At 38.4% G+C, this 26955-nt stretch carries 7 protein-coding genes and 1 pseudogene; 2 read left to right on the top strand and 6 right to left on the bottom strand.

The annotated features are described in order from the left end of the window. Positions 1-89: 89 nt before the first annotated feature. On the top strand, positions 90-3332 hold the full coding sequence (locus tag IM322_RS02175; protein WP_287672565.1) for a HypX (modular protein): 3243 nt from the start codon (positions 90-92) through the stop codon (positions 3330-3332). Between the two features lie 20 nt (positions 3333-3352). Further along, positions 3353-3493, top strand: a pseudogene (locus IM322_RS02170) (DNA polymerase III subunit beta); the annotation flags it as partial. Positions 3494-3685: 192 nt separating this feature from the next. Here IM322_RS02170 and IM322_RS02165 read toward each other — a convergent pair. The 6 genes from IM322_RS02165 to IM322_RS02140 all read right to left on the bottom strand — a co-directional run bounded on the left by IM322_RS02165 (position 3686) and on the right by IM322_RS02140 (position 26831). Further along, the gene (locus tag IM322_RS02165) at positions 3686-4621 is read right to left on the bottom strand and encodes a class I SAM-dependent methyltransferase (protein WP_287672566.1); all 936 of its coding nucleotides are present in this window, start codon (positions 4619-4621) and stop codon (positions 3686-3688) included. A 76-nt stretch (positions 4622-4697) separates the two neighbouring features. After that, on the bottom strand, positions 4698-5681 hold the full coding sequence (locus IM322_RS02160; RefSeq protein WP_287713085.1) for a hydroxyacid dehydrogenase: 984 nt from the start codon (positions 5679-5681) through the stop codon (positions 4698-4700). A gap of 68 nt (positions 5682-5749) precedes the next feature. Continuing rightward, positions 5750-7507, bottom strand: coding sequence for an ABC transporter ATP-binding protein/permease (locus IM322_RS02155; RefSeq protein ID WP_287672570.1), 1758 nt, complete (start codon positions 7505-7507; stop codon positions 5750-5752). A gap of 82 nt (positions 7508-7589) precedes the next feature. Next, entirely contained in the window at positions 7590-15485 is a 7896-nt protein-coding gene (locus IM322_RS02150; RefSeq protein ID WP_287672571.1) for a type I polyketide synthase, read from the bottom strand. A 131-nt stretch (positions 15486-15616) separates the two neighbouring features. Next, a complete protein-coding gene (locus IM322_RS02145; protein WP_287672572.1) occupies positions 15617-16372 on the bottom strand; it encodes an aspartate/glutamate racemase family protein in 756 nt (251 codons plus the stop codon). A gap of 31 nt (positions 16373-16403) precedes the next feature. After that, a complete protein-coding gene (locus IM322_RS02140; protein ID WP_287672575.1) occupies positions 16404-26831 on the bottom strand; it encodes a non-ribosomal peptide synthetase/type I polyketide synthase in 10428 nt (3475 codons plus the stop codon). Between the last annotated feature and the right edge of the window lie 124 nt (positions 26832-26955).

Below are 26955 nucleotides of genomic sequence, written 5' to 3'. Positions count from 1 at the left end.
CATCCCCCAGATTAGCCTGTATTATATGAACATAACTATTGATCAAAACGGGCGTCTAGGGCTGAATCATCAGAGTAACATCTAAACCTATGAGCGATCTGGACACAGAAAATCAAAGACAAAGCGATGAAGACCGAAAAAGAGATGCTGCGGTGTATTTGCATCTCCTCAACAATCTGACCGATTTGGACATTAGTGAGGATAATCCCAAACCGAATGAGTACAAAATAGCCAAACAATGGGGACAAAATCGCATTTTTGTCCGGCGAGTGCTGCGTTCGGTGATGGGAGAGCGTTACCAAGAAAAGGAACGCGAGGAGCGGATACCCAGTTTAAGCTTGGGGAAATTAGTTACTATTCTTACCTCACTGGAGGCTTATTGGCAAGGAGAGTCAGCCAAAAATAAGGATAGTTTAGCCCAGAAAATGATCAATAAGTTTACCCAACAAGAAAAAGAACGAGTTCTCAAAAAATATGCACAGTTATCTCTGGATGAAAGGAAGAAATTGGGATTACTTGTTCATCCCGAAGCTGGTTTACTTGAGCAGTTAAAAGAGATCATTACCGATGAAATACAGCAGGATTCCCTAGACGTTGTTAGCTTTTATAAACAGGCCATTAATCTATACAGTTCCCAAAAACAACAACACAGTTACCTAAAGTCCCTTGATGCAAATGATCATCTAGATATTGATGAATATTTCAAGCTAGTTAATCAGATTACAGAGTATATTCAACCACGATTAAAAAAATATTATCAGCATTTATCAACAAACTCAGAGCAGGAAATTATCAAGGATTTGGTTGATAAGATTTTAAGAGAAGTGAGCCGGACAGAATTTCAAGCTGGACTCAGACAAATTAAAACTGTTGTCGAGCAATGTCCAGATTTTGTTAAGAATAATTTAACTAGCGATTCCATATCCAATCTCTTTTTGGAAAGCCTGAGCAATTCAATTATTAAAAATAATTTATTAGGGGACAAATTTCCCGTTTATATCGACTATTTAGAAATTGAGAAAGTCAAACCTCTGCCCCTAAAATTATACCGAGGGAAAACAGGGTTAATTAATCCCTATTTTCTCGATGATCCTGAAGACGAAAATGAGTATTATGCTCAAGGATTAGAAAAACAGATAGCTTATAGGGTGCGAGTGTATTTTTATGTCTATCCCCCGGAGAACTGGAAACCAAAACCAACCTTAGAAATCTTAGAAATCAGCCAATTTTTCAAGCAAGAAGAATCAAACAATCGATTAGAATTTTGTGAAGAAGTGGTAGGTGTGGGCAGTCCTATCGCCCATATTACCACCGCAATTAATCGATTTTTGTTTGAGGGGATAGATATTTTGAAAAAGCCAGAAGGAGAAGGCTATCTGCCTGTCACCCAAAAAATAGTCAGTGAAGATAAAGTGATTGGCAATACAAGAAATAGTGCTGTTTGGTCTTATTCTCTGGTTAAGTTATGTAAACAAAAAGATGTGAAAAACTCTCTAAAAGATGAAATTGATTATAATCAAATTGTCGCCGATCAAGAATTAGCAACAGGAGAATTTTACGGATTCGATCTTCTAGAATCTGCCGCTAAGTCTGCCCTTCACGCTCGACTGAGAGCTATTGAAAAAACGGGAATTGATTCCCAGCAATATCTACAACAACTTTGTCAGAGGATTGAGGAAAAATATATACTAAAAAAAGCAGAAAACTGGATAAAATTTTACCCTTTCTCTCTCAGGGCTATGCAAGATTATTTAGAAAAAAAACTGTTTAAGGATAAATATCGCAATTGGGATGAGAGAAATTTCAAGGAAGTTAATAATAATCAAGCTTGGAGTATGGTGGCCTATGAAGCACATTTGGCAATTACTCAAGTATATCTTCAAGAAGGTCTCTATCGTATTGCCAAAAAATATCTTGAGGTTATTAAACCCCATATCGAAGATGGACGACTAGACGATAAACTATTAGTTAGTCTCTACCATATCTGTCTATTTGATTATCATTTTTATACAGACCTTGAAGATGAGGAACGTGACCATCAAGAAAGGGGTTCTGCAATTCGTAAAGCTGAAGAATGTTTGAACATTGCTGAAGAATATTTGCAGGAATATTTGAAAGAATACGCAATAATTGGTGAATACTCTCAAACTAATGTTCATCCTTTTTTCTATTATCTATCTCGTATCTATTCGCACCGCGCTAAAATTTATCTCTTTTTTCCTTACATTGCTCAATTACCCAGTCCCAAAACTCATTTATTAATTGAACCTCTTCGTCTCTTAGAAAAAGCTCGTATTTATGCGGCTAGAGACGGTGATGCTAATTACTATGCTTACTGGACAGTGTATCAAATTTGGTCTTATTTAATCACTGCTTATGTCGGAGACACCAAGCTATTAAAGGGACAATTTACCCGCCAAAATTGTCTAGAATGGGCCGAACGTTTAATTAAAAATGCTCTTGATTGTTATGGAGAGCGAGGCAGAAAATCTTATCAACAGATAAAAAATTATAGTGGTAAACAGACAGAGTTTAGTATATCAAATATAGTTTATGAACAATACAATGATATTTATGTGCAAACTATTCCCCCAATTATTGAAATCGGAAAGGGCAGCAGCCACTTAGACGAGTTTTATCAAAAAATATTTCAATCTAGTCAATCTCAACAAAAAATTATACAGCTACCCATGTCAGCATTAACTTACCTTGACTCAAATTCAGATAATAAAATTTATTTATTTGGTATTCACGCTAGTCTTCTTTTATTTGGGTTGGGACTGGTGGAACTTTGTAAAGATAATCAGGAAGAAGGATTAGAAGAACGTATTCTTATGGCTATGAAAAGGTTTACTTTAGGAGCGGCAATTGCATCTGAGGGAACAGTGGATGAAAAAAGAGGAGAAAAAACCTATCTTCAGCGAATATTTACCGAGCAAAAGCAAAATAATAATCAAAAAATGCCCGAAGATTTTCAAATTAGAGGCTTATATCCTCACCGGTTAACTCAGTTTACCGCTAAAGGGAAAATTTTTGCAGCAACCTGTCGAGTAATTCTCCTTTTGTATAACTACGAAAAATATAACAGCTATTGGCCAGAGGTCGCCTATCTTTTGAATGATTTACACGATGCTCAAACTATTATAAGATCGAATAATCCTGATTATTCTTTGGGGCAAAATCGCTATAGTGGCCATCTAGTACAACAATTTAAAGGGGTTAAAAGTTACTTGGAAAGTCAGAAAAATTCTGGCAAATCAGGTTCTTTAGAGGAAATTAGAAACAGAATTGTTACTGATATATTCAAAATACTTCGCGGCGACAAAGTGTAACTATATCTGCTAATTCCTAAATTTTAGACCGCAAACAATTAATCCGTTGTTGGGAATTAGTGGCGGTTTTAGCTGACCAAAAGAATAATTTAGTCAAGTTTAGTCTCGATAGCGAAAATGACCGTTTATCCCTAGCGGTGGAATCTCCTGATTTATCTAGTTTGTGCCGTCCATCTGGGGGGGGTGACTAGCGATTTCTAGCTTAACCGGCGTTCGGGATAACGCTATAGAAGGGAGTGTTAGAAAACCTTGGCCAATTCTAGATTCTCAACTCCTTGGTTAATAGGCGATCGCTAATAATAAGTCCTCCCTACCGATGGACTGGGTTTTACATCAATCTGCTTAACCCGAACTCAGTTTAATTTAGGCTTTTCTGCCGAAAACAAAAGATAATCATCAAACGCCATAAACCAACCCCGATTTCTTGACCAAGCTTCAAGTCCCGGGTTATCTTTCTGGAGATCGATAACTAAATCATGCTTACTAATCCCTTGGCTAATCTGGGCAAAATAATGAACCATTGCCGGCCAAACATATTCACTAATAGATAAAGCTTGGATATTAACAAATCCATGCTTTTTGAGTTTTTCTACATAAGTATGTCGGTCGTATTGATTAGCAAAGGGAATACACATTTTCTTACTATTAACCCGCAGCCAGAAGTTAATTTCTCGACCCACTCTAGGCAAACAATCCGCTATAGCCAACCTTCCACCGGGCTGCAAAACTCGAAAAGCTTCCGCGAAAAAATCCTCACGAGTGTCAAAATGAAAAGCACATTCTAAAGCGGTCAACTGATCAAAAGAATTCTCAGGAAAAGGGATTTGAGTAGCCGAGCCGACTTGAAGTTTTATCCTGTCCGATAACCCTGCTTTAGCTACTCTTTCTTGAGCAATTTCTACTTGTAACTCGGTTGTATTTAGACCGATAATTGAGCCAACATTGTTTTCTCTTACCCAGAGTAAATCCTGTTCAGCAAAACCGAAACCCACATCCAAAAGGTGATCTCCGGCTTTAAGTTCGGCCACTTCGGCTAATTTACGCGCTAAAGCGGCACAAGCTCCGTTATAAGTTGTTTCTTCTTTCCAATAACCAAAATTAAGCCATTGGGGAAAATTAGGATCCTGAAGATGAGGATCGCGTTTCGCTATATTAGTATACAGTTCAGAAACTTGAAACTGATCTTGCAAAAACGCCATTTCTCGAGCTGGATTAAGGACAAATTGTTTGATGATTGCCCAGCGATTACGCCATTCATCTTTGAGGGGAATTTTGCCGATGTTTTCCAAATTATTATCCTCCTAAGGATTTTTCAGAAATATTGCCATTTTTAATTAACCGAATCCCTGAGATTCTCTAGATGCTTTAAAAAAGATTCCACACCTCTGGATTAATCATATAAGGGGGCTTCTCTCCCTGAAGCACTTGTAATATTTGATTCGCCGCCGAAACAGCAGCCGCTAGACTCGCTTCAGGGGTTACTCCGGCTAAATGAGGTGAGAGAATGACATTCTCAAAATTATATAAAGGATTATCTAAAGCCGGCGGTTCTGGTTCAAAGACATCTAGGGCGCATCCAGCTATCAATTTTTGATTAAGGGCGATCCCTAAATCCTTTTCACAAACGACTTTTCCCCGGGAGGTATTAATTAAAAAAGCTGTTGGTTTCATCTTTTTAAAAACTGAGATATTAAACATTTCCCGTGTTTCACTTGTTAGTTCAGGATGCAAAGAAACAAAGTCCGATTCAGCCAGAAGAACATCTAAATCTTTGACCCAAGTTGCTCCTACTGTCTCCGCTTTGCTGGCTGGAACATAGGGATCATAAGCTAATACTCTCATCCCCAGTGCTAGGTTACATTTGTGAGCCACCAGAGTACCAATTCTTCCTAAACCCACAATACCAAGGGTCTTGTTTTCGAGTTGAATCGGTTGGATCTGATTGCGAATTAAATAGTTACCCTTTTTCACACAATGATCTAAAAAAGGGAGCTTTTTGGCAAGGGCTAAAATCATAGATAAGGTGTGTTCTGCTACAGCTGTAGTTGACATTCCGGGATTATTAACAACGATAACACCCTGTTCTGTTGCTGCCATAATATCAATAGAATCTGTGCCAAATCCAGAGGTACTAATTACTTTTAAGTGTTTTGCTAATCGGATTGATGAAGCCTCTAACTTATTAGGATAACGCACAAATACGCCAGATACTTCTTGAATGGCCTCATTAATTTTATCCAGTGTAGGGTTGGACAAAATCTCTATATTAGTAGATTCTTCAAGAAGTTTTTCCCCCGCTTCATCATACATTTTTCCGATTAAAAGAACCCTGGGTTTTTGAATATCCATAGTCAGAGTTTTTGGTGAAGTAGTAGTCATCGTAATTTTTCCTAAATTGAGTTTTAGCAATGAAACAGTTACAGAGATTTTGAGGATCGATAATCATCTATGGAAACAAGTCGCCAACTAGAATCCTCTAAAAGTTCTAACACCCATTGATGATACTTAAATAAACTTTCTCTATGTCCTACGCTAATAAAAGTTGTCTGTGCTTTTTGTAACTGCTGATATAAGGTTTGTTCGTTGTTCAAATCTAAAGCACTTGTGGCTTCATCTAAGATTACATAGCGGGGATGGGTTACTAACAATCGGGCAAAAGCAAGGCGTTGTTGTTCTCCTAAAGATAATATATTTTCCCAAGGGACTTCCGCATCAAAGCCATGAACTTTTGTGGCTATATTTTGAAGATTAACTTGTTGTAAAACGGATTCAAGTTCTCCATCGGTCATTTCACGGGTTGTTTTAGGATAAAGCAACTGTTCTCTGAGAGTTCCTAAAATAATATAAGGACGTTGAGGTAAAAAGAGAAATTGTTCTAAGGGAGGTCGTTTTAAACAACCAGTTCCTGCATTCCATAAGCCAGCAATAGCTCTTAATAGAGAACTTTTACCTCGTCCACTCGGTCCGACAATTAATAAACCCTCGCCTGGTTCGATAGATAGGGATAAATGTTGAACAATTACCTTTTCATAATCTGGTGTTTGTAAAGTAACATCCTCAAACTCGATCTGATTTTGTTCAAGGGTTTTAATGGTACTAGCATCCTTGGGTTGTTGTCCCATTTCTTCTAAGACCGAAGAAAATTCAGATAGACGCTCAACATAACTGGAAAATCTGCCCAAAGAACCAAATTCAAGGATTAACTCAGAAAAACCATTAGCAAACATACTGCAAGCAATAATAGCCTGATTAACTTGTCCGAAATCAATTTCCCCCCGAATATAGGCTGGAGCGAAGACGACAAAGGGAAATATTTGAATAACTGAGCGATAACTTCGACTAAAAATGTCTTGATTTTTCTCCCAATCAATCTTACTGAGAGAATTTCTGACGAGATTATTAAATCGACGTTGAATTATTTTAAACTCTTGATTTTCGCCTTGAAAAAAGGCAATGGATTCAGCATGATTCCGAACATGAGTTAAAGTGTAGGTGTAATTAGCTTTGGATTCCAGTTCTTCTTGACTAATCTTATCTAATTCTCGACTTAAAGAAACAGCAATTAGGTTGCCGATAATTGTATAAGCCACTAGAATCAAGGCGGCTAGTCGGGAAATTGAGAAAAGAATCACTAAAAAAGTTGTCATTTCTAAGACTTTTTCTAATAAAATAGCCCCAAAATTAACAGCATTTCTAGCAATGGGTTCTATTTCTTGAGAGATCCGTTGATCCGGATTATCCACATCGGATCTAAAATTAATTTTATAATAAGCGCGATGGCTCAAATATTGGGTAACAACCTGCTGATTTAGCCATTCATACCAATCCAGAATAATTCTTTTTTTAACAAATTTAGAAAATGCAGTAAACAGGGTAATTAAAAGTAATCCTAAGCCATAAAGTAATAAACTTGTCATAAACTTAGAGGCATTTTTATCTTGAATAATGACATCAACCAAATAGCGATTAACGAAGCTATTAACTGCATTAGAGGCCACCAGTCCAACAATTACTAAAACAAGGAGAAACAGCATTCCCCATGAACTTATTACCTCTGAAAATGTCCTTCCTTTAGGATCGGTTGGATACCAGTAAGGAGCGGCAATCAATTTCAAATTATCAAAAAATTGATGAGAACTTTTGGCGGTTTCTTGTTGAAAAAATGGAGTTTGCATAGTTTGAATATAGGGTAACTTTTAGGAAATGCCTTGAATTTTTTTTAACTTCAAGCTTTCTAACTTCAAGGCTTAGGATTATTTAATCTCCTAAAAAAGCCTCCAAATCAGTAAGTTCTTGTAAGATTAAATCCTCACTAATCTCCTGCTGAACTTCAGTGAAGTTAATCATCTTCTGGGCTGTTTTTTGAACTTTTTCACCGAAAATACGGTCAAACAGATAATCAACTAAGCGTCTAATATTAGGAAAGTCAAAGACTAAAGAAGTGGGTAAGAGAACTTCTAATCCTTTCTCTAAACGATTTTTCAATTCAATAGAGGATAAGGAATCAATCCCCATTTCTATCAATCCTTGTTCTGAATCTGGCATAGATTTAATCCCTAAAATAATTCTGACTTGTTTGCTAACATATTCTAACAAATATTCCCGACGTTCTCCTAAAGGAATATCCTCTAAAAGATCCAGTACAGAGTCTGATTCTTGAACAGACTTAATGGGAATTTCTGAGAGTCCTAAATTTTTTAGGAGTGGTTTCTCGCCTTTAAATTGATAGATATTTTTGAAACGAACCCAATCCACATCAGCGATTAAAACTTGTGTTTGATTAGAAGCCATAATAGCATCCATCACCCTCAAGGCCATATCTGGAGCAATTTCCCTGATCCCAATCTGTTTGAGCCAGTCCTCATAGTCTTGAGAAACTATACCATTACCCGCCAATAATGCCCAATTTAAAGCCGTTGCAGGAAGCCCTTGAAGATGACGGAAATGAGCCAAAGCATCCAGCCAATGACTAACAGTATCATATAAGCCTTGTTCCTTTGCCCCCCAAATAGCACCCGCGGAAGAAAACAGAACAAAATAGTCTAATTGAGTACCCAAAGATAGTTGATGTAAATTCCAAGAACCCTTAACTTTTGCCTGAAAAACTGCTTCGATATCCTGCAAAGTACAGTCTTTTAATTGAGCTTGTCGGCCTGAGATTCCGGCAAGATGGAAAATGCCACGCAAGGGATAAGCGGTTTTTTCAATCTGGGTAAATATGGCCTGCATAGCCTCAAAATTGCCAACGTCTGCCGAAATCACTTCGATTGATGCTCCTTTTTCCTCTAATTTTCTGATTTTTTCTGATATTTGGGCTAATTCGGCTGCTGAATCCCACAGGAAGCGGGCTGGTAATGAGCGGCGTGTCGTTAAAATGAGATGTTTTGCTCCTAAATTGACTAAATGTTCCGCCAATTCTAAGCCTAGATGTCCTATTCCTCCCGTAATTAGGTAGGTAGCCTCAGGTTGAATCTTAACGGTTTTTGTCTCTAGAGACTTCAGAGGAAGCAGACGAGCAACATAGCCTTGACCTTTGCGGAAGACCAAATGATCCTCATCGTGAGCATGAGTTAATCCTAATAGTAATGCGGTAATATTTTGATTAATATCAAGGTCGGGATCAAGATCCAGCATACCTCCCCATAATTGCGGATTTTCTAGGGCAATAACACGCCCCATTGCCCAAAGAGGAGACTGAAACCCTAAAGAAGGCTGTTCTAATTCAAAGGGTTGGGCCCCCTGAGTGACAAGGAATAATTGAGGGGGATTAGGGATTGTTTGAATAGCTTTGAGAAGATTTAAAAGATAGTTACAGCGATTTAATAAAATGGATTCTGGTTGATCTTTGGCATCACTATTCAAAAGATAAATAATTCGATCTGGAGATGGATTTGACGCAAACCATTCCTCTAATTGTTGTAGTTGATTAGCATTCAAACAAGACTCAAAAGATGATATTTGTGTATTTTTCTCCCCTTGATAAATTATCCGACAGGAATCACACTTTTTAAGTAGTTGCTCTTGAATCGCTAAGGGAAAAGTATTTTGTTGGGGGTCAACATCAGTAAAAATTAGCCAGTTTTTAGCGAGGTTAGGGGAGATTTCTGAACTTTGAGCCAGAATAATACTTTGCTGAAATAAAACACTACCTATTTTTTGATCAGGAGAAACAAATTCTACCTGAGAAAACCCCGATTTAAGCAGAATAGATTCCCAAGTCGATGCTGTAATTATAGGATGATTTGGGCGCAAATGATAATCGCTAAAACGCCACCAACCTTGGGTCAGACCAAAGATTAAATCAATCCAGGAAGATTGCTGAGTTAATTCTAACAGTAATAAATGACCGCCTGGACGTAGTAAACTTTGAATATGAGGCAAGGTTTCCTCTTGTAAATTGGCGGTAGAGTGTAAGACATTAGCTGCGATAATCAAGTCATAAGAATGACAGCAAAACCCTTGGGATTTCGGACTTTTTTCAATATCGAGGACTTTGTATTCTAGTCCAGAAAATTCAGCCAAATTATCTCTAGCTTTCTCTAGAAAGAAGGGGGAAACATCAGTGAATGTGTAGGTAATTTGACGAGACTTACAAGCTTTAAGAACCTGTTGGGTTGTAGCTCCAGTTCCCGCGCCAATTTCGAGAATGCGGAGGGAAGCTGAGGGAGCATAACTTGAGAGTAGAAGTTCAACGGTTTTAGAGATACCCAGATTGAGAATTTTTGCCGAAGATGTATTTTTATAAAACTCGCTGGCTCCTCCTTGTCCATCTTGAGAAAATAGGATAGATAAAGGAGATATTTTTCCCGTAATAATGGCTGCTAAATTTGTGGCAACTTGTCGAAATAGATTGAGTTCTATTTGAGCATTAGGATAATGATTGATTAAATCCTCTACCGCTAAATCAGGATTAGAGTGTTCAGGTTCTTTAATAATTTTCCATAGGGTATTTTGCTTTTCTAAAATGCCGACTTTCGCTAATATTTCTAGAACATGATTCCAGAAAGATTTATATTCTTGTTTGAGTTCAGCTTGAATAAAACTTTGATCGGGATCAAGAAAGGTATTCATTTGAAAGAGTTCTAAATCTTTCAGAGCTTTAACTACAAAGTCAGCTGCCAGTTTTTCCATTTCGGAAAAAGCGAGAGAAACTCCGATCAATTCTGAGGAGTGTAATTGGGGTTCTAAGTAAACCTCTAAATCCGTTTTAAGGGTGGTCAGATTTTCTAGCTTACCGTTGGCTAAATCCCAGGGAAGCCAAGCTACTTGATAAAGTAATTTGGCAAAATTAAAGTCCTCTTTTTCTTGATAATAGAGTTTAATCAACTGTTGAACAATGGCGGATATTGTTGGTTTTTCATCTTCAGAATAATGACCTGTTTCTAAGAGGGTTTGCATTAAAGTAGTTTTGTCCTTTTCAGATAACATTTTGACCAGATTAGATTCCCGTGGAACAGTTGCAGATGGGGTTTTTAAAGAAATCCAGTGTTGACGTTTTTGAAAGGGATAAGTAGGTAAAGCACATCGTCTAGGATGATAGTCTTGATCAAAACTAAACCAGTCTATCTTTGCACCGCGAACATAAAGTTTGCCCAGACTTTCTAATAAAACTTGCCAATCAGAAAATCCTGAGCGTAAACTGGGTAGAGTTAGAGGTTCAGATGAAGATAGGGATGATTGAACAATTCCTGAGAGAATAGGTTGAGGTCCAATTTCAATAAAGGTATCACATCCGAGAGATTGTAGGAATAAAGCCCCTTGATGAAATTGTACCGTATTTAGTAAATGTTGAAGCCAATACTCAGGAGTCATAATGCTGTCATCAGCAATTTCTCCTGTTAGGTTAGAGACCAGAGAAATTTGAGGTTGACTGAAAGAAGTCTCTTGAAGAATCGTTTTAAATTCTGCAACCATTGGCTCTACTAAAGGGGAGTGAAAAGCATGGGAAACTTTGAGTTGACGAACTTTCACCCCGGCATTAGTGAAATGGTTACAGAGTTCTTGAATTATGCTTTTTTCTCCAGAAATAACGGTATGTTGTTCCGCATTAATGGCAGCAATAGCGATTTTTATGCCTTGGCTTTGGCACTGCTCAATAACTGAGTTCTTATCGAGAAAAATAGCGGCCATTTCCCCTTGATTTTGGGGTAACTGCCCCATCAAATTGCCTCGATGGGTGACCAGTTTTAAGCCACTTTCAAGATCAAAAACGCCAGCAAAACAAGCAGCAGAATATTCTCCTAAACTATGCCCTAAAATGGCGGCTGGTTGAATTCCCCAAGAATGCCATAATTGAGCGAGAGCAACTTCAATCAGAAATAGTGCCGGTTGGGTATAAGCGGTTTGGTTTAAGGGGTCATCTGTATCAGCAAATACGACGTTTAGCAGGGATTTACCCGTTAGTTTTTGATAGTAGTTTTCCCCTGCGTCTAAAGTTTTTCTAAAGGTGGGTTGAGTCTGATAGAGTTGATGAGCCATCCCTGCATATTGAGAACCTTGTCCTGTAAATAAAAAGGCAATTTTAGGCGGTCTTTTTTCATCAGCTATATCAGGAATAGTTGACTGATAATCTAGTTGCTTGAACTGACGTAATTGTTCAATAAAATCACTGTTTTTATAGCCAGTTAAGGCTAAACGATTCGAGAAATGAACTCGGCCTGTATTTGCCGTAAATACTACATCAGACATATCCTTTTCAGGTTGACTTTCTAAAAAGTCTATGTAGCGACTTACTAAATCTGTTAAAGCCGGTTCGGTTCGAGCGGAAAGGGTGAGCAAATGATAGGGACGTTTGCTCTGATTGTCTTGAGGAATAATGGGAGGAGCTTCTTCTAGAATAACATGAGCATTAACCCCGCCAATACCTAAAGAGTTTACCCCTGCCCGTCGGGGTAATTTTTCGTCCTTGTCTTGCTTAGTAGTCCAAGAAATAGCTTCATTATTAATATAAAAAGGAGTCTGAGAAAAATTAATTTGAGGGTTAGGATTTTGGAAATGTAATGTAGGTGGAATAACTCTATGTTTAAGGGACAAAGTCGCTTTAATTAAACCAGCAATACCGGAAGCAATCTGCATATGTCCGATATTAGTTTTTACTGAACCTAAAGCACATTCTCCCTCATTTGCACCCTGATAAACTTTAGCTAAAGCATCAACTTCAATGGGATCTCCAAGGGGGGTTCCTGTGCCATGAGCTTCCACAAAACTAATTGTATTAGCATCAACACCGGCAAAGGCTAGGGCTTCCGTAGCGGCAGCAATTTGACCCTCTCCACCAGGCGCAGTAAATCCTAATTTTTGTCCACCATCATTATTAATAGCAGAGCCTTTAATAACTGCATAAATATGGTCATGATCGGCTAAAGCATCTGACAATCTTTTGAGCAGAATCACTCCTACTCCACTGCCAAAAATAGTCCCTTTTGCTTCAGCATCAAAGGCGCGACAATGACCATCAGGAGACAAGATCAGTCCTTCTTGATATAAGTAACCAATTTTTTGAGGAGAATTAATTGAAGCAGCTCCAGCTAGAGCCATGTCACTTTCTCCACTAATTAGACTCTGACAAGCGAGATGAACTACAACTAATCCAGTAGAGCAAGCAGTTTGAACATTAACGCTTGGGCCCTGTAAGTTTAGTTTATAAGAAATTCGCGTTGTTAAATAGTCTTTGTCATTAGCTACCATTGTTTGAAACCCTCCCGTTGAATCTAGTGTGAAGGGTTGTAACTCGTCATTACTATCTAATTGACCCCGATTAGGATAACAATTATTTATCAAATAGGTGTTCATACTTGCGCCAGCAAATATACCAATTGATCCTTGATAAGTACTAGGATTATAACCAGCGTTTTCTAAACATTCCCAACTACATTCAAGAAGTAAACGTTGCTGAGGGTCTAGTAATTCTGCCTCTCTATCTGTATAGCCAAAAAATTCGCTGTCAAAGTATTCAACTTGATCGAGAATTGGTCTAGCTCTAACATAATTAGGCTGATTAAAGAGTTCCGGAGACACTCCCGAATCTTGTAATTCTTCTTCCGAAAAGAAAGAGATAGTTTCGATTCCATTTTTTAAATTTTCCCAGAAGGTTGTTAAATTTTTAGCCCCTGGGAATTGCCCCGCCATACCAATAATTGCAATGTCATGGGTTTCATTATGGCGACGGATCCGATTTTCGGCACGTTGACGGCTTTTTTGTGCTATAACTTGAGTGGTATTTGATTCTTCGCTTAAGAAACGGGCTAGGGTGGCAACGGTAGGATTTTTAAACATTTCAGCAAGGGATAGCTGACGGTTAAAAAGTTTTTCAAGTTCATTTTGAACTCGGATTAAGTGTATAGAATGTCCCCCTAGTTCAAAGAAGTTATCCTCTAAACCAACTGAGGTTAACTGTAAAACTTCACTCCAAACTGCTGCTATTTGACGTTCATTTTCTGATTGAGGTAAGGTTTGATTTTTCTGGCGCTCTTTTGCTAAATATTGATCTATTCCTTGGATAAGGCTGGTAAATAATCCCTGTTCAAAATCCTTTTTTAATTTAGATTTTTGAACCTTGCCAATAGAGGTTTTAGGAACTAAATTCCTTTCTAAGGGAATGACATAAGCTGGAGCAATCCCGAACTTTTGGGTCAAATGACTGCGAATTTTTCTAACAACTTTTATCCAGTGTTCAAATTGATCAGATTCTGGGCTAAAAGTAATAATTAATAAGTCAGTTTCTCGACTTTGATCAAAGACGGCAAAGGCGGCTGTATAAGATACTTTAACCCCTTCTAATTCTTCGATTGTTGTTTCAAGTTCATGGGCAAAGTAATTAACACCATTAATTATAATTTCTTGTTTTTCTCGCCCAGTAATAAAGAGTTCCCCATTAAATAAATACCCCAAATCTCCTGTAGTAAACCACCCTTCTTGAAAAACTTCCAGGTTGAGTTCAGTATTATTGTAATATCCTTTAGTAACAGAATTACCTTGAATTTGAAGCTTTCCAATTTCTCTTTCAGGTAAAGGATTATTTTCCTGATCGACTATCCGGATAGTTGCTCCAGGAATCGGCTTTCCTAGAGAGACAAAACTATTTTCTTCGGTGAGTTCATTTTTACTTAAACCGGCTGACCAAGTAATCCCAGAACAGGATTCAGTCATGCCAAAAGCTGGTTTAATCGCTCTCTCCCGTAGTTGATGTTTTTCAAGAATTTCTAAGAATAGGCGAATCGTTTTTACTGAAACTTGCTCGCCAGCATTCACTAAAAATTTCATTGAGGAGAGGTTATAAGAGGCGTGCTTAAGTTCTTCGGCCTGTTGATTAATTAAAGAAAATGCAAAGTTAGGGGACCAAGAAATGCTTACTTGATGCTTTTGAATGAGGTCTAACCATTGGAGAGGTTGGCGTAGGACTAATTCCATCGGAACATGAATTTGATGACAAGCCAAATCTACCGCCATAATTCCTAAAAATACGATAGCTCCTACATGATCTAAGGGCATCCAATTAAGGGTAACTTCTTGTTGGGTAAAGTGGTTCATTGCCACTGTACCAGCAGTCATGGACAGAATATTATGATGAGTTAATATTACTCCCTTGGGCATACCTGTACTACCCGAAGTAAAGAGTAATAAGGCTGGATATTGTGCATCAAGAATCGGCAATTGATGGACTTTAGAGGTGGCTTTTCTGAGTTCATTAACTGAGATAACTTGCCACCCTTCTAGATGAGAGTAAGTTCCTAATTTTTCAATTTCAGTAATTAGTTCACTGTCGGATAATATCAAAGGATTGTCTAAAATTTTCCAAACATTCTCTAGTTTTTTGACGGCAGAATTTTCCAGATCATAGCTAGGAGCAACGGTCAAAGGAACTGGAATAATTCCCCCTAAAAAACAAGCCCAGAGTGCGGGAATAAAGTCTTGATTTTTGGCAATTTGTAGGATAACTTTATGCCCTAATTTTATTCCTTTTTGTTCCAGTCCATTTAAAATAACCAGAGCATCTTGATATAAGTCTTGATAACTCTGAAAATATTCAGTTGCGTCATTTTTAATATAAGTAATTCCATGATTATTATGTTGAGTGGCACTTTCTAAGACTTCTGACAGAGTCCGCCAATTATCTTCCAATTGTCCTCCAAAACTGATTGAATGCTTAGACACTTTTTTTACACCTCTTGATCAAAAATAGAACCAATTTCCAAAACCCTATGAATCAGTATATCGCTACGCGCAAGTTAAAAGTCAGAAGTGGCCAATTCAAGTTTGAATTGTACCTCCTAGGGGTGCGATGGTCAAGGGCTTTTTGGGTTTGAAGGTTGATGGCAGTCGGTCACTAGATCTACCTGAGCTTGTTTGATGATTAACTGAGAAAAGTTTTGAGCGATGGTACTTAAAGGATCGATCGCTTTAATGGAGTCAATTCCTTTGAGTTTGAGAGATTTTGTTAAGAGATGAAATTCGGTACACCCAGAAATATAGGAGCGAGTGTTATATTTCTCTAATAATGCTTCTATATCCCTAAGAATACTTAACGGATCGTGTCCTCTTTTTAGCACTTTATAGATCATTTCATGAATCAACTTTTGATCACTTTCTGAGAGAGAAATAATCAGATCTGCGGTGGTGCAGCCTTCATGAAATAATTTTTTCTGGTAAGTCCCTGTACTAGCAAGTAAAAGGGTAGGTTCATTATATTCTTGGAGTTCTTGATCCGCTATTTTAATTAAGGAAATAAGTTTATCCGTTAGATTTTCGGGAATCTGAGGTAGAGCATAATGAGCCGTACAACAGCCAATGACTATGCAATCAGCCAGTTTATTGAGATGTTCCAAATTGACTTGGATAAAATCAATAAATTCTCTTTCTTTTCCACTATCAATAGAACCTGTGCGATCAGGTGCAGAGGGAAAAGAAAAAACGATGACATTAGGGGCTTCTTGTTCCTTATCAATAAAAGGGTTATATTCATAAATCGACTTAAGAAATTCGGCGGTAACCACTGGTCCCATACCCCCTAAAATGCCAAGAATCGGTAGTTTTGTCTTCATTAAAATCTCCTGCTCGTATAATTGCTGTTGACTAAAAATTAAAGTCTTCTGCGAACAGATACTGCTCCTCTTGAATCAGATTTTCTGAGGAAGCTAAGGATAAGTTTATCAAAGGTTCATGGGCAAATTTTAAAACTTGCTCTAGCCAATTTTTTAACAAATCTATGATCAATAAAATTCGCTCATGGATAAATATATCTGTGTTGTAGATTAGCTTGAGATAAAGTTCTTCTTCCTCAACAAAGATAAATTCTAAATCAAATTTAGCGGTAATCATTTTTGGGTCAATGGAGTTAACTGTAATTCCGTTCAAGGCGAGATCTACATTTTGATTATTTTGCAGGACAATTGCAACATCAAAGAGAGCATTCCGGCTAGGATCTCGTTGTAAATTCAAATCAGATACGATCTGATCAAAGGGATAGTCTTGATTATCATAAGCCTCTAAAGTGGTTGTTTTTACTTTGCTAAGGACATCCGTAAAACTGTCGTGATCTGCTATCTGATCCCGCAGGACTAGAGTGTTAACATAAAATCCGATTTGCTCTTCTAAATCAGGATGATTTCTGCCGGCGATAGCAGAGCCTATTGTAATTTCATTTTGCTCAGTATAACGGAATAGAAAACTCTTAACCAAACTAACTAAACCCATAAATAAACTGGCTTCTTGTGCTTTAATTAACTTCTCAAAAGTATCGATCAATTCGGGTTCAGGTTGCCATGTAATTGTATTTCCTTGAAAACTTTTAACAGGTGGGCGCGGATAATCAACAGGTAAGTTAAGACGCACAGGGACAGGAGTTAATTTAGCTAACCAGTAATCCCGTTGACCTTGAAGTTTCGAGGTTTCTAATTGACTTTCTTGCCAAGAAGTATAGTCTTTATAATGAATTCTGAGAGGGGGCATTAATTGGTAATTTTCTTGTCCATAGGCGTGATAATGGGTGAGGAAATCTTTAATTAAAACCCCTGCTGACCAACCATCAGAAATGATATGGTGCATATTAAACAAGACGATGTAATTCTCTTGGCTTAGTTTAAGTAAGTTAACTTTAAGTAACGGTCCGACTTCTAAATCAAAAGTCGTTTTGGCATTATGGGCAATCGCTTCTTCGATCAAGTTTTCTTGTTCTGTCCTAACATAAGCTGTCAGGTCTATTTGTTTAATGACAAAGTTCATTTGATTATGGACAACTTGACGGGGTTGATTATTGATTAAAGTAAAGGTTGTCCGCAAAATTTCATGGCGTTGAATTAACTGTTGAAAGGCATTTTCAAAAGCATCAATATTAAGATTGCCCTTGAATTGATAAGCACTGGGCATTCCGTAAGCATTATGATTGTGATCTAGAAATTCTAAAGCCCAAAGACGACGCTGACCATGAGACATCGGATAGGATTTTTGGGGGGGAATTGCCGCAATGGGTTCTTGATAATTGTATTGAGTCTGGGAGATTAAAGTCGCCAATCCAGCAATGGTTGGAACTTTAAAGAAGTCAGCCAATTTTACGGATACATTTAGTTCTTTATGAACCCGGGTTACAACCCTTGATAAGAGTAGAGAATGACCGCCAATTTCAAAGAAGTTATCAAAAATACCGATAGGATATTTAGAGAGAATTTTTTCCCAGATGCTAACGAGATTGGATTCTAAATAATTCCGGGGTGCAACATAATTAGAATTAACCAGAGATTTACCGGTTTCTCTGAGTTCTCTCAGGGAGTGCAGGTCAAGTTTCCCATGTCGAGTTAAGGGGAATTGCTTTAAAAAAATAAAGTAACTCGGAATCATATAAACTGGTAAAAATTTGGCAAGAAATTCTCGAATCTCAGCAATTTCCAGAGTTTTGTCTGTTTGACAGTAAGCAGATAATTGAGTTTGATTATTAACTTGAACGGGTAAAACAATCGCTCTTTCAATGGGAGCATAACGAGTCAATTGATATTCAATTTCTCCGGGATCAATTCGATAACCATTGACCTTAACTTGATTATCTTTTCGTCCCATAAACTCAATGATACCGGGAGCAGTTTGCTTGCCTAAATCGCCGGTTCTAAAGAGAGTTTTTGTCTCATCAAGAAAGCTAGGTTTAAATTTTTCTTGAGTCATTTCGGGTTGGTTATGATAACCCGATGCTAGGGCGGCACCTTCTACACAAATTTCGCCGATTACATGGAGGGGAACGGGATTATTAAATTCATCAAGAACCCCTAAGCGATTGTTATGGAAAACTTGACCGAGGGGGATTTCGCTGTCTAAGTTTTCCGTGATTTCATACTGGGATACTCCTACACAAGTTTCTGTAGATCCGTAGACATTGCTAACAATTTCTGCTGGAAAACGTTTCCGTAAAGCTAAGGCAGTTTCCCGATCTAATTTTTCCCCTCCTACCGAGATATATTTTAAGCTGGAAATGGTTTCTTCTGGTTCAAGTAGCCCGAAGATTTCTCGATAGATAGATGGGGTGGTGTGTAGGGCATTAATTTGATTTTCCTGTAAGAAAGAAACCAAATGTCCTATATATTTTATTTCGTACATATATAGGGATGCACCTATGGTTAAGGGGAGAAAAATATTACGAATAGATGGATCATGAGTAACAGCAGCTGTGAAAATATAGCGCCATTCAGGATGTTTATCTAAATCAAAGGTAAGTCGTAAGCTTTGAATAACATTCAAAATTGAGATGTGACGGCCCATGACTCCTTTAGGATTACCAGTTGAGCCTGAAGTGTAGAAAATATAGGCGGTTTGGCTAGAGTTGCGGAATATTTTAGGCTCATTTTTGTCATATTTTTCAACAATAGGATCGATTTTATCTAAGCAAATTTTCTCTATTTTTTCAGGTAACTTAGAGATAAAATTACTCTCCGTTAGGCAAACATGACAGCCACTATCTTTTAAAATAAACTCAATGCGACTGTTAGGATATTGAGAGTCTATAGGAACGTAAGTCGCTCCAGTTTTAAAGGTAGCCAGAATCCCGATGATTAAGTTGTGATCACGCTGGAGCATCACCCCAATCACTTTTCCTACACCTAGCTGATATTCCTGCTGTAAATAATGAGTAAGACGATTGACTTTTTCATTTAATTCTTGATAGCTAAGGCTAATTTTTACCGCAATTAAGGCGGGAGCATTAGGGGTTAATTTAACTTGAGCTACAAAGTCATCAATGATGGTGGATTTTTCAGGGAGTTTGCGAGTTTTTCCCGTTAATTGTCTGAGTAACTGCTCTTGTTGGACCGAGGTTAATAAAGGTAACTGATAAAGAAGATTATTAGCATCGTCAATGATTCCCCTCAGCAAAATTTCAAAGCTTTCAATAAATTGTTTAATTGTCTCTTTTTTAAAGAGTTCTGTATTGTAATTGCAGTAAATAATGAGGTTATCATTAAGTTCAATTAAGTTAAATCCTAGATCAAAAGGGGTGTAACCAATCGGTTCCGGTGGCAAGGATACTTTTAAGTCTTTAAACTCAGGCAGAGTTAAACTAGGATCCATGTTAAAAGATACCGAAATGAGAGGGGAACGAGAAAAATCTCTAGGTAATTGTAAAGCTGCTAATAAATCCTCTAAAGTATAACTCTGATGGCGAAAAGCGTCTATCAGGGTTTGTTTAGTATGTTGTAAATGTTCAATAAAAGAGGTGGTAGCATCGACTTGTATCCGCAGGGGTAAAAATTGAGAACAAAAGCCTACTAAGTTGTCACTGCCTTCTATTTGTCGCCCAGAAATAGGAATACCAATGACTAAATCTTTATGGCCAGAAATTCGACGCAAAAAAGCAGTATAAGCGGCGAACATCGTCATAAATAATGTAGCTTTATTTTTGCGTCCTACTTTCTGCAAATTTTGCCCAACTTCAGAAGGAATGACTTGACTTTCTTGTCCACCAGTGTAGGTTTTAACGGCGGGACGGGGAAAGTCGGTGGGAAGCTCAAAGGTTGGCAGATCTTCCTGATAGGTTTTCAACCAAAAATCCCGATGCTCTAACATTTGTGGACTTTGCGTCTCTTGCGCTCGCAAAGTTAAATATTGCCGAAACTGCATCGGTGGTTTGAGAACCTCTTTAGTTGTGTTATTTGAGGATGAATAAAATTGACCAATTTCCTGCAAAATTAATCCTAGTGACCAACCATCTGCCACAATATGATGAGTTTTTAAAGATAGCAGATAATGGTCAGGTTTTAAGCGCATTAAAATCACAGCAAATAAGGGGGCAATCGACAAGTCAAAGGGTTTTTGGGAAAACTGAGATCGTAACGCTAAGGCCGTCGCTTCGGGATTATCTTCATCCTTCAAATCAATTAGTTTTAATTTAATGTTAACTTCATTGACAACTTCCTGTAATTCTCCTTGTTCTATAATTTGGGTTCGCAAAGCTTCATGGCGATTAATAACTTGATTAATCGTTTTTTCTAAAATGTAAACATCTAAAGAACCTCGTAATTCTAGGGATGTTGTGACGTTATAGGATGCTGAAGCATTACGGTCTAATTCAGCTAATAACCAAAGCTGACGTTGAGCTTCACTGGTGGGAAAGGATTGATTTAAAGATGGTAAATGTCCCCTACCATCTTCATCTTCAGAGAGCGGCTTTTTTTCTTCTTTCTTGACTTGGGGGCGTTTAGCATTAGCAAAAAAACCGGCTTGCTGCAATTCCGTAATCGCTTCTTTGACAGCTACTATAACTTTGTCTATATCTTCATTAGTATGGCAGGTGGAGAGAAAACAAACTCGTTTTTCCCATGTGTAGATCCCTTTGAGATTTAATAGATAATAAAAGAGGGGTAATTCGATGGGTTGTAAGAAGATACTATAAGCTCCAAAAGGTTCAAAGCGGAATAAAGAGCCAAAATTAACAACCCGAATCGGAATGCCTATTTCTTGAAAAAACTGATTGACTTCGGTGGCTAATCGATGAGTTAATTGATTCACTTTTTCTTGAATCGTTGGACTGTTTTCCCGAAGATGTAACAGCACAGCACGACAAGCAGCAAGGGCTAAAGGATGACGACAAAAAGTTCCCCCAAAAGCGGTTAACTCGGTTTGGGGATGAGAGTCATCTCCGTACTGCCAGAAACCGCCGTCAACGGTATCTAAGAAATCTGCTTTACCGCAGATCATACTAATTGGTAAACCTCCTCCAATGGCCTTACCATAAATGACTATATCGGCTTCAACATTGAACCATTCTTGCGCTCCTCCCGGAGCAATCCGAAAGCCGGTAATAATTTCATCAAAAATGAGTGTGATTCCTTTTTTATGGGTTATTTGTCGTAGTTTTTGCAGAAATTCTTGAGGCTGTAAATCGGGTTTGCGACTTTGAACTGGTTCGACTAATACGGCGGCTAAATCATCAGCATGAGTAGCAATAATATCGAGGCTTTCTTCAACTCCATAACTCAAGACTATTACGTCTTCAACCATTCCTAAAGGGGTGCCTAGACTTAAAGGTTGAGCAGTGGTTTTATCTTCTCCTACTCGTGCTAAGATGCCGTCAAAAGTTCCATGATAGGAGCCGGCAAACATAACGATTTTTTGACGTTTTGTACGGGAGCGAGCAATGCGAACAGCCGCCATAATCGCCTCGGTTCCCGTATTACTAAAAGCGACTCTTTCGACTCGGCCCATTTCACTAATTAAAGCGGCGGTTTCGGCGGCCAGATTTGACTGCATTCCTAAACCTATTCCTCGATTTATTTGTTCTTGAACCGCTTCAATGACAAAATCAGGACTATGCCCAAAAAAGTTAACCCCAAACCCCATGGCTAAGTCAATGTAATTATTGCCATCAATGTCCTTAAAATAAGCCCCTTGAGCGGATTCTGAAACAATGGGATATTGAAATTCTTTTAAGGCCATGCGGAAGTCAATGGTCGGTTTAACATCTACCATTGTCTTACGGCTATTTTGTGAATAGGCTTTTGATTTGGCGGTTTTCTGGTTATAAATACCCTGTAAATTTTGAATAAAGGCTTGTTGTTGTTCGGTTAAGGATTTGTTCTCAGTCAGCTTTAAGGCTAAGGGGTTTAAATTGGGAGAACTAGGTTTCTCAGGAGATTTGGGCTTCTCTTGAGAAACCGGCGGGTAAGTTTCTATTTTAGAGCTTTGGGCAGGAATGATTTGAGTCTGATTCGTTAATATTTCGGGGGCTATACTGGGGGAGACGGGGGCAGTTTGAAGAACTTCTAATTGCTTGATAATGGTTTTTTCATGGAGGTCTTTTAGGTCTTTTAAAGATTGTAATTGAGCCATCATTAAGGCTTCTTTACCAGAGCTTTCACCAGAGACAGTGAGCTTAGGCATTGCAGGAATTGAGAGGGGTTCATCTGGCACACAAGCAAGAATTAATTCTTGTCCATTGTTAATGGGAATATTGTTTTGTTTAGAGAAACTATTCGCCGTAGCAAACCCACAACTTTTTAAAACGGAACACCAATTTTCACCCCTTAATAAGGGAGTATCTGAGCGTAATTGTTGATCCTGAAAGCGCCACCATCCGGGGGTTAATCCAAAGGTTAAATTCAGCCATGAGTTATTTTCTACGGTTTCGAGGAGAACTAAGTAACCGCCGGGGCGCAGAAGTTCCCGAATATGGGTTAGAGTTTCTGTAATATTTCGGGTTGCATGAAGGACGTTAGCGGCCACAACAATATGATAAGTATGGGCAGGTATCCCCTGAGAAATGGGGGACTTTTCAATGTCTAGTTGATGAAAGTTTAGGTTATATTTTTTCTGAAATTTTTGCCTAGCTTGATGCAGTAAGAAGGGAGAAACTTCGCTAAAAGAATAAGTGACATGATCGAGGTTTAAGTGGTTAAGAATTGCTTCTGAAGTGGCACCAGTTCCTCCTCCTATTTCGAGAATTCGATAGGGGCGATCACTATTAGAAAAGTTCTTTAAAATCTGGTTAATAGCTTGGGCAACTCGTTGATTCATCAATCGAGATACGGGAGAGTTGCCATAGATACTTTCTGCATGAGCAACGGAACCTTCTGGGAAAATTAATGTCAAGGGATCTGTATTTCCCTTAAGAACTTCTGCTAAATTTTCGCCGCAGCGTTGCAACATTTCTAATTCAGGTTTTGCAGACGGACAAATTTTTTCTAGCTTTTGTAGGGCTTGGGGTAAGGAAAAATACTCAGGCAAGTTTTTGACAGTCCAAACATTCCCTTGATTTTGAAGAATATTAGCTTGCTCTAAATCCTGCAAATAACGATTGAGCAAAATGTGATATTTAGGAGCAATAGGTAAGGTTTGTCTTAGGGTTTCTATTGTCCATTGTTCTCCCTGATTAAGTTTTTTCCCTAAGGACTCTAAAGCCTTGATGATATAGGCTGTAGCGATGGGTTGCAATTGATTAATGACTTGCAGATAATTGCTTAATTCTGTCTCGTCATCGATAACTTTAGTTGTTATTTTTGAAGTATTTTCTAAGGGTTTTTCTTTTACAAATTGGCCGAGGTATTCGGAGATATCAACAAGAGTTTGTAAATCGGTAAAGAGTTGATCTATTTTCACTTTGACTTGAAATTTTTCTTCAATTTTGCGAGAAAAGTCAGTCAAGATAATTGAGTCTGCTCCTAAGTTTAGTAATGTCTCATCCTCCGGCAGATCGTTCTCATCTTCTTTCAGAAGTAAAGCCAGAATTGATTTTAATTGATTACGGATTTCCTGTTGATGCTTTTGCATATTAAAAACTGTGGTTTCGGTAAGGTTAGAAGTTTGTGAGTCTAGGAATATTTTGTCAATGCTCTGATTTTCTGTTCGAGGATTAGGCTGAAATTGGAAAGGTTTTCTTTGAAAGGGATAGTTCGGCAATCTGACTTTTTTATAGCCATAATTCTGATTGAATTGTTCTGGGTTGAAAGGCAGGCCATTGAGGTAGAGTTGTCCCAAGGCTGAAAGAATTGTATGCCAGTTATCTAAGCCACGATTGAGAGAACTTAACCAGATGACCTCATCTTTATAACGACGACCTTGTTCTGCCAGTATTGGTCTTGGTCCCACTTCTAAAAATAGGTTATATCCCTTGTTGAAAGCGGTTATCAAACTCGACAAAAATCTTACTGGTTCTCGGCATTGTTTGCTCCAATAAGTGGCATCTGGTGCATTTTCTAAAACCTCTCCATCAAGTCCTGAAAGTAAGAGAATTTGGGGTCGTTGATAAGAAATTTGACGAGCCTCTTTTTCAAATTCTTTTAAAATTGGCTCCATTAAAGGGGAATGAAAAGCCTGAGTAACGGGGAGATATTGAGCGGGAATTTTTTGCTTTTTGCAGGTGCTAATAACTTCCTCAAGGCTGGCACTTTCTCCAGCAATAACAATCTGTTGAGGGTGATTAATGGCAGCTATTGAAACCGTTTCATTATAATTTTTAATTAGGGAACTTACTGTCTCTTCATCAGCAAAAATTGAAGCCATTTTCCCGGAGGTTGTGGTTTGCATTAATTGCCCCCGTTTGACAATTAAGGCGAGTCCAGCTTCTAAGCTAAATACTCCTGCGATACAAGCTGCTACATATTCTCCCACACTATGGCCAATCAGTAAACTGGGGGTAATTCCCCAAGATTTCCATAGCATTGTTAGGGAATATTCTAGGGCGAATATAGCCGGTTGAGCGTAAGCGGTTTGATTGAGTAAATCGGTCTGTTCACCAAATAATATTTCAGTTAAAGGATGGTCTAAATACTTCGCTAATATTTCGGCACATTGATCAATATATTGACGAAATGTTGGCTGAGTTTGATAGAGTTGATGCCCCATGCCGGGATAACAAGCCCCTTGCCCTGTAAAAAGAAAAACAATTTTAGGGGATTTTTCTGATGTAAAACGTTGATAAAAAGTCAAATCATCAAGTGGGTTTTCTTCAGCAAAAGCGGCTAATCTTTGTTGTAATTCTGGACAAGTATCGCCAACAATGGCTAAACGTTCAGGTAAATCTATCCTTCCGACAGCTGCACTATAACAAATATCTCCAATTTCAGGATGAGATTCTAGGAGGGTATGAAAACGTTTAGCTAATTCTTTTAAAGCGGTTTTGTTGTGGGCTGAAAGAGTTAAGAGATGACTAGGAATTTGTTGTTGAATTTCTGAGATTTTGCTGACGGGTGCTTGTTGAACAATGACATGGGCATTTGTGCCAGAAAACCCGAAAGAACTTACCCCAGCTATGGGTACTTTATTGTTATTCGGCCAAGGTATATTTTGAGTAGGAATTTTAATAGGATGGTCTTCCCAATCAACCAGAGGATTAGGGCTTTGGAAATGAAGATGGGGAGGGATTTTACCCTGTTGAAGAATCAGAATCGTTTTAATTATTCCCGCCATGCCAGCAGCGGCTTCAAGGTGGCCGATATTGGTTTTCACTGAGGCGACATAAAGAGGGTCGGAGCGCTTTCCATAAACTGAGGCAATGGCATTCAATTCGATGGGATCTCCTAAAGAAGTACCTGTGCCATGAGCTTCTATGTAGCTGACATCTTCAGGGACTATTCTGGCATCAGCTAGAGCTTGACGGAGCAATTCTTGCTGGGCGGGTCCACTGGGTACGGTTAAACCTGCAGCAGCGCCATTATGATTCACCGCCGAACCTCGCAACAGGGCAAGAATTTGATCCCCGTTTTTCTGGGCTTCTGATAAAGTTTTTAAAATTAAAACCCCACAGCCTTCCCCTCGCACATATCCATTGGCAGAGGCATCGAAAGTCTTGCAACGCCCATCGGGGGACATCATTCCCGACTGAGAAAGAGTAATCGTAATTGCGGGTTCTAAAATGAGGTTTACCCCACCCACTAAAGCGAGTTCACATTCACGATTTCTCAGGCTACGAATCCCCTGATGGACGGCTACTAATGAGGAGGCACAGGCTGCATCAATCGAGAGACAAGGACCGTGAAGATTGAGAAAATAAGATAGCCTGCCAGCGGCTGCGCTTAGAGCATTGCCGGTGCCAAAAAAAGAGTCAATTTGATCATAGTTTGTGCCGTAAACCTTCAGGGCATGGTCAATGCTAGTAATCCCCACAAATACCCCTACCTTATTATCGGCTAAATTTTTCAGAGGTAAATTGGCATTTTCTAAGGCTTCCCAAGCAACTTCTAAGAGTAACCTTTGTTGAGGATCCATGGAGGCGGCTTCTCTTGCTGAGATCGAAAAGAAACGGGCATCAAATTCTGTGATATTCTCTTGAAGAAATCCCCCATAAGCGGTGTTCATTTTTCCTAAAGTTGGTTCTTGAGAATACAGTTTTGATATATCCCAACGGCTTTTAGGAACTTCTACTATCGCATCAAGTCCAGCTTGACAAAAACTCCAATACTTTTCTGGGGAATTAATACCTCCAGGAAAACGACAAGCCATTCCGACCACCGCAATGGATTCACTTTGTCTCGTCTCTAATTCATGGATACGAGCCTGCATTACCTCCATTTTGCTTAAGGTCGTTGCCATTAATTTTTTGTAATCTATACTCTCAACCATGCCCCATTCTCGATAATTTCTAAGTTTATCCGCCGTTAAACATAAATTAAGATGCTGCTATCAGTGAATATAAACAAAAGTTTAACCCCACAGA

Source organism: Microcystis sp. M109S1 (assembly GCF_020247025.1).
Lineage (GTDB): Bacteria > Cyanobacteriota > Cyanobacteriia > Cyanobacteriales > Microcystaceae > Microcystis.
This window is presented reverse-complemented; position numbering and strand designations above follow the sequence as displayed.

Coding starts and splice junctions, on each gene's coding strand:
- IM322_RS02175 (WP_287672565.1), top strand. CDS start 90: ATGAGCGATCTGGACACAGAAAATCAAAGACAAAGCGATGAAGACCGA.
- IM322_RS02140 (WP_287672575.1), bottom strand. CDS start 26,831: ATGGCAACGACCTTAAGCAAAATGGAGGTAATGCAGGCTCGTATCCAT.
- IM322_RS02145 (WP_287672572.1), bottom strand. CDS start 16,372: ATGAAGACAAAACTACCGATTCTTGGCATTTTAGGGGGTATGGGACCA.
- IM322_RS02160 (WP_287713085.1), bottom strand. CDS start 5,681: ATGGATATTCAAAAACCCAGGGTTCTTTTAATCGGAAAAATGTATGAT.
- IM322_RS02155 (WP_287672570.1), bottom strand. CDS start 7,507: ATGCAAACTCCATTTTTTCAACAAGAAACCGCCAAAAGTTCTCATCAA.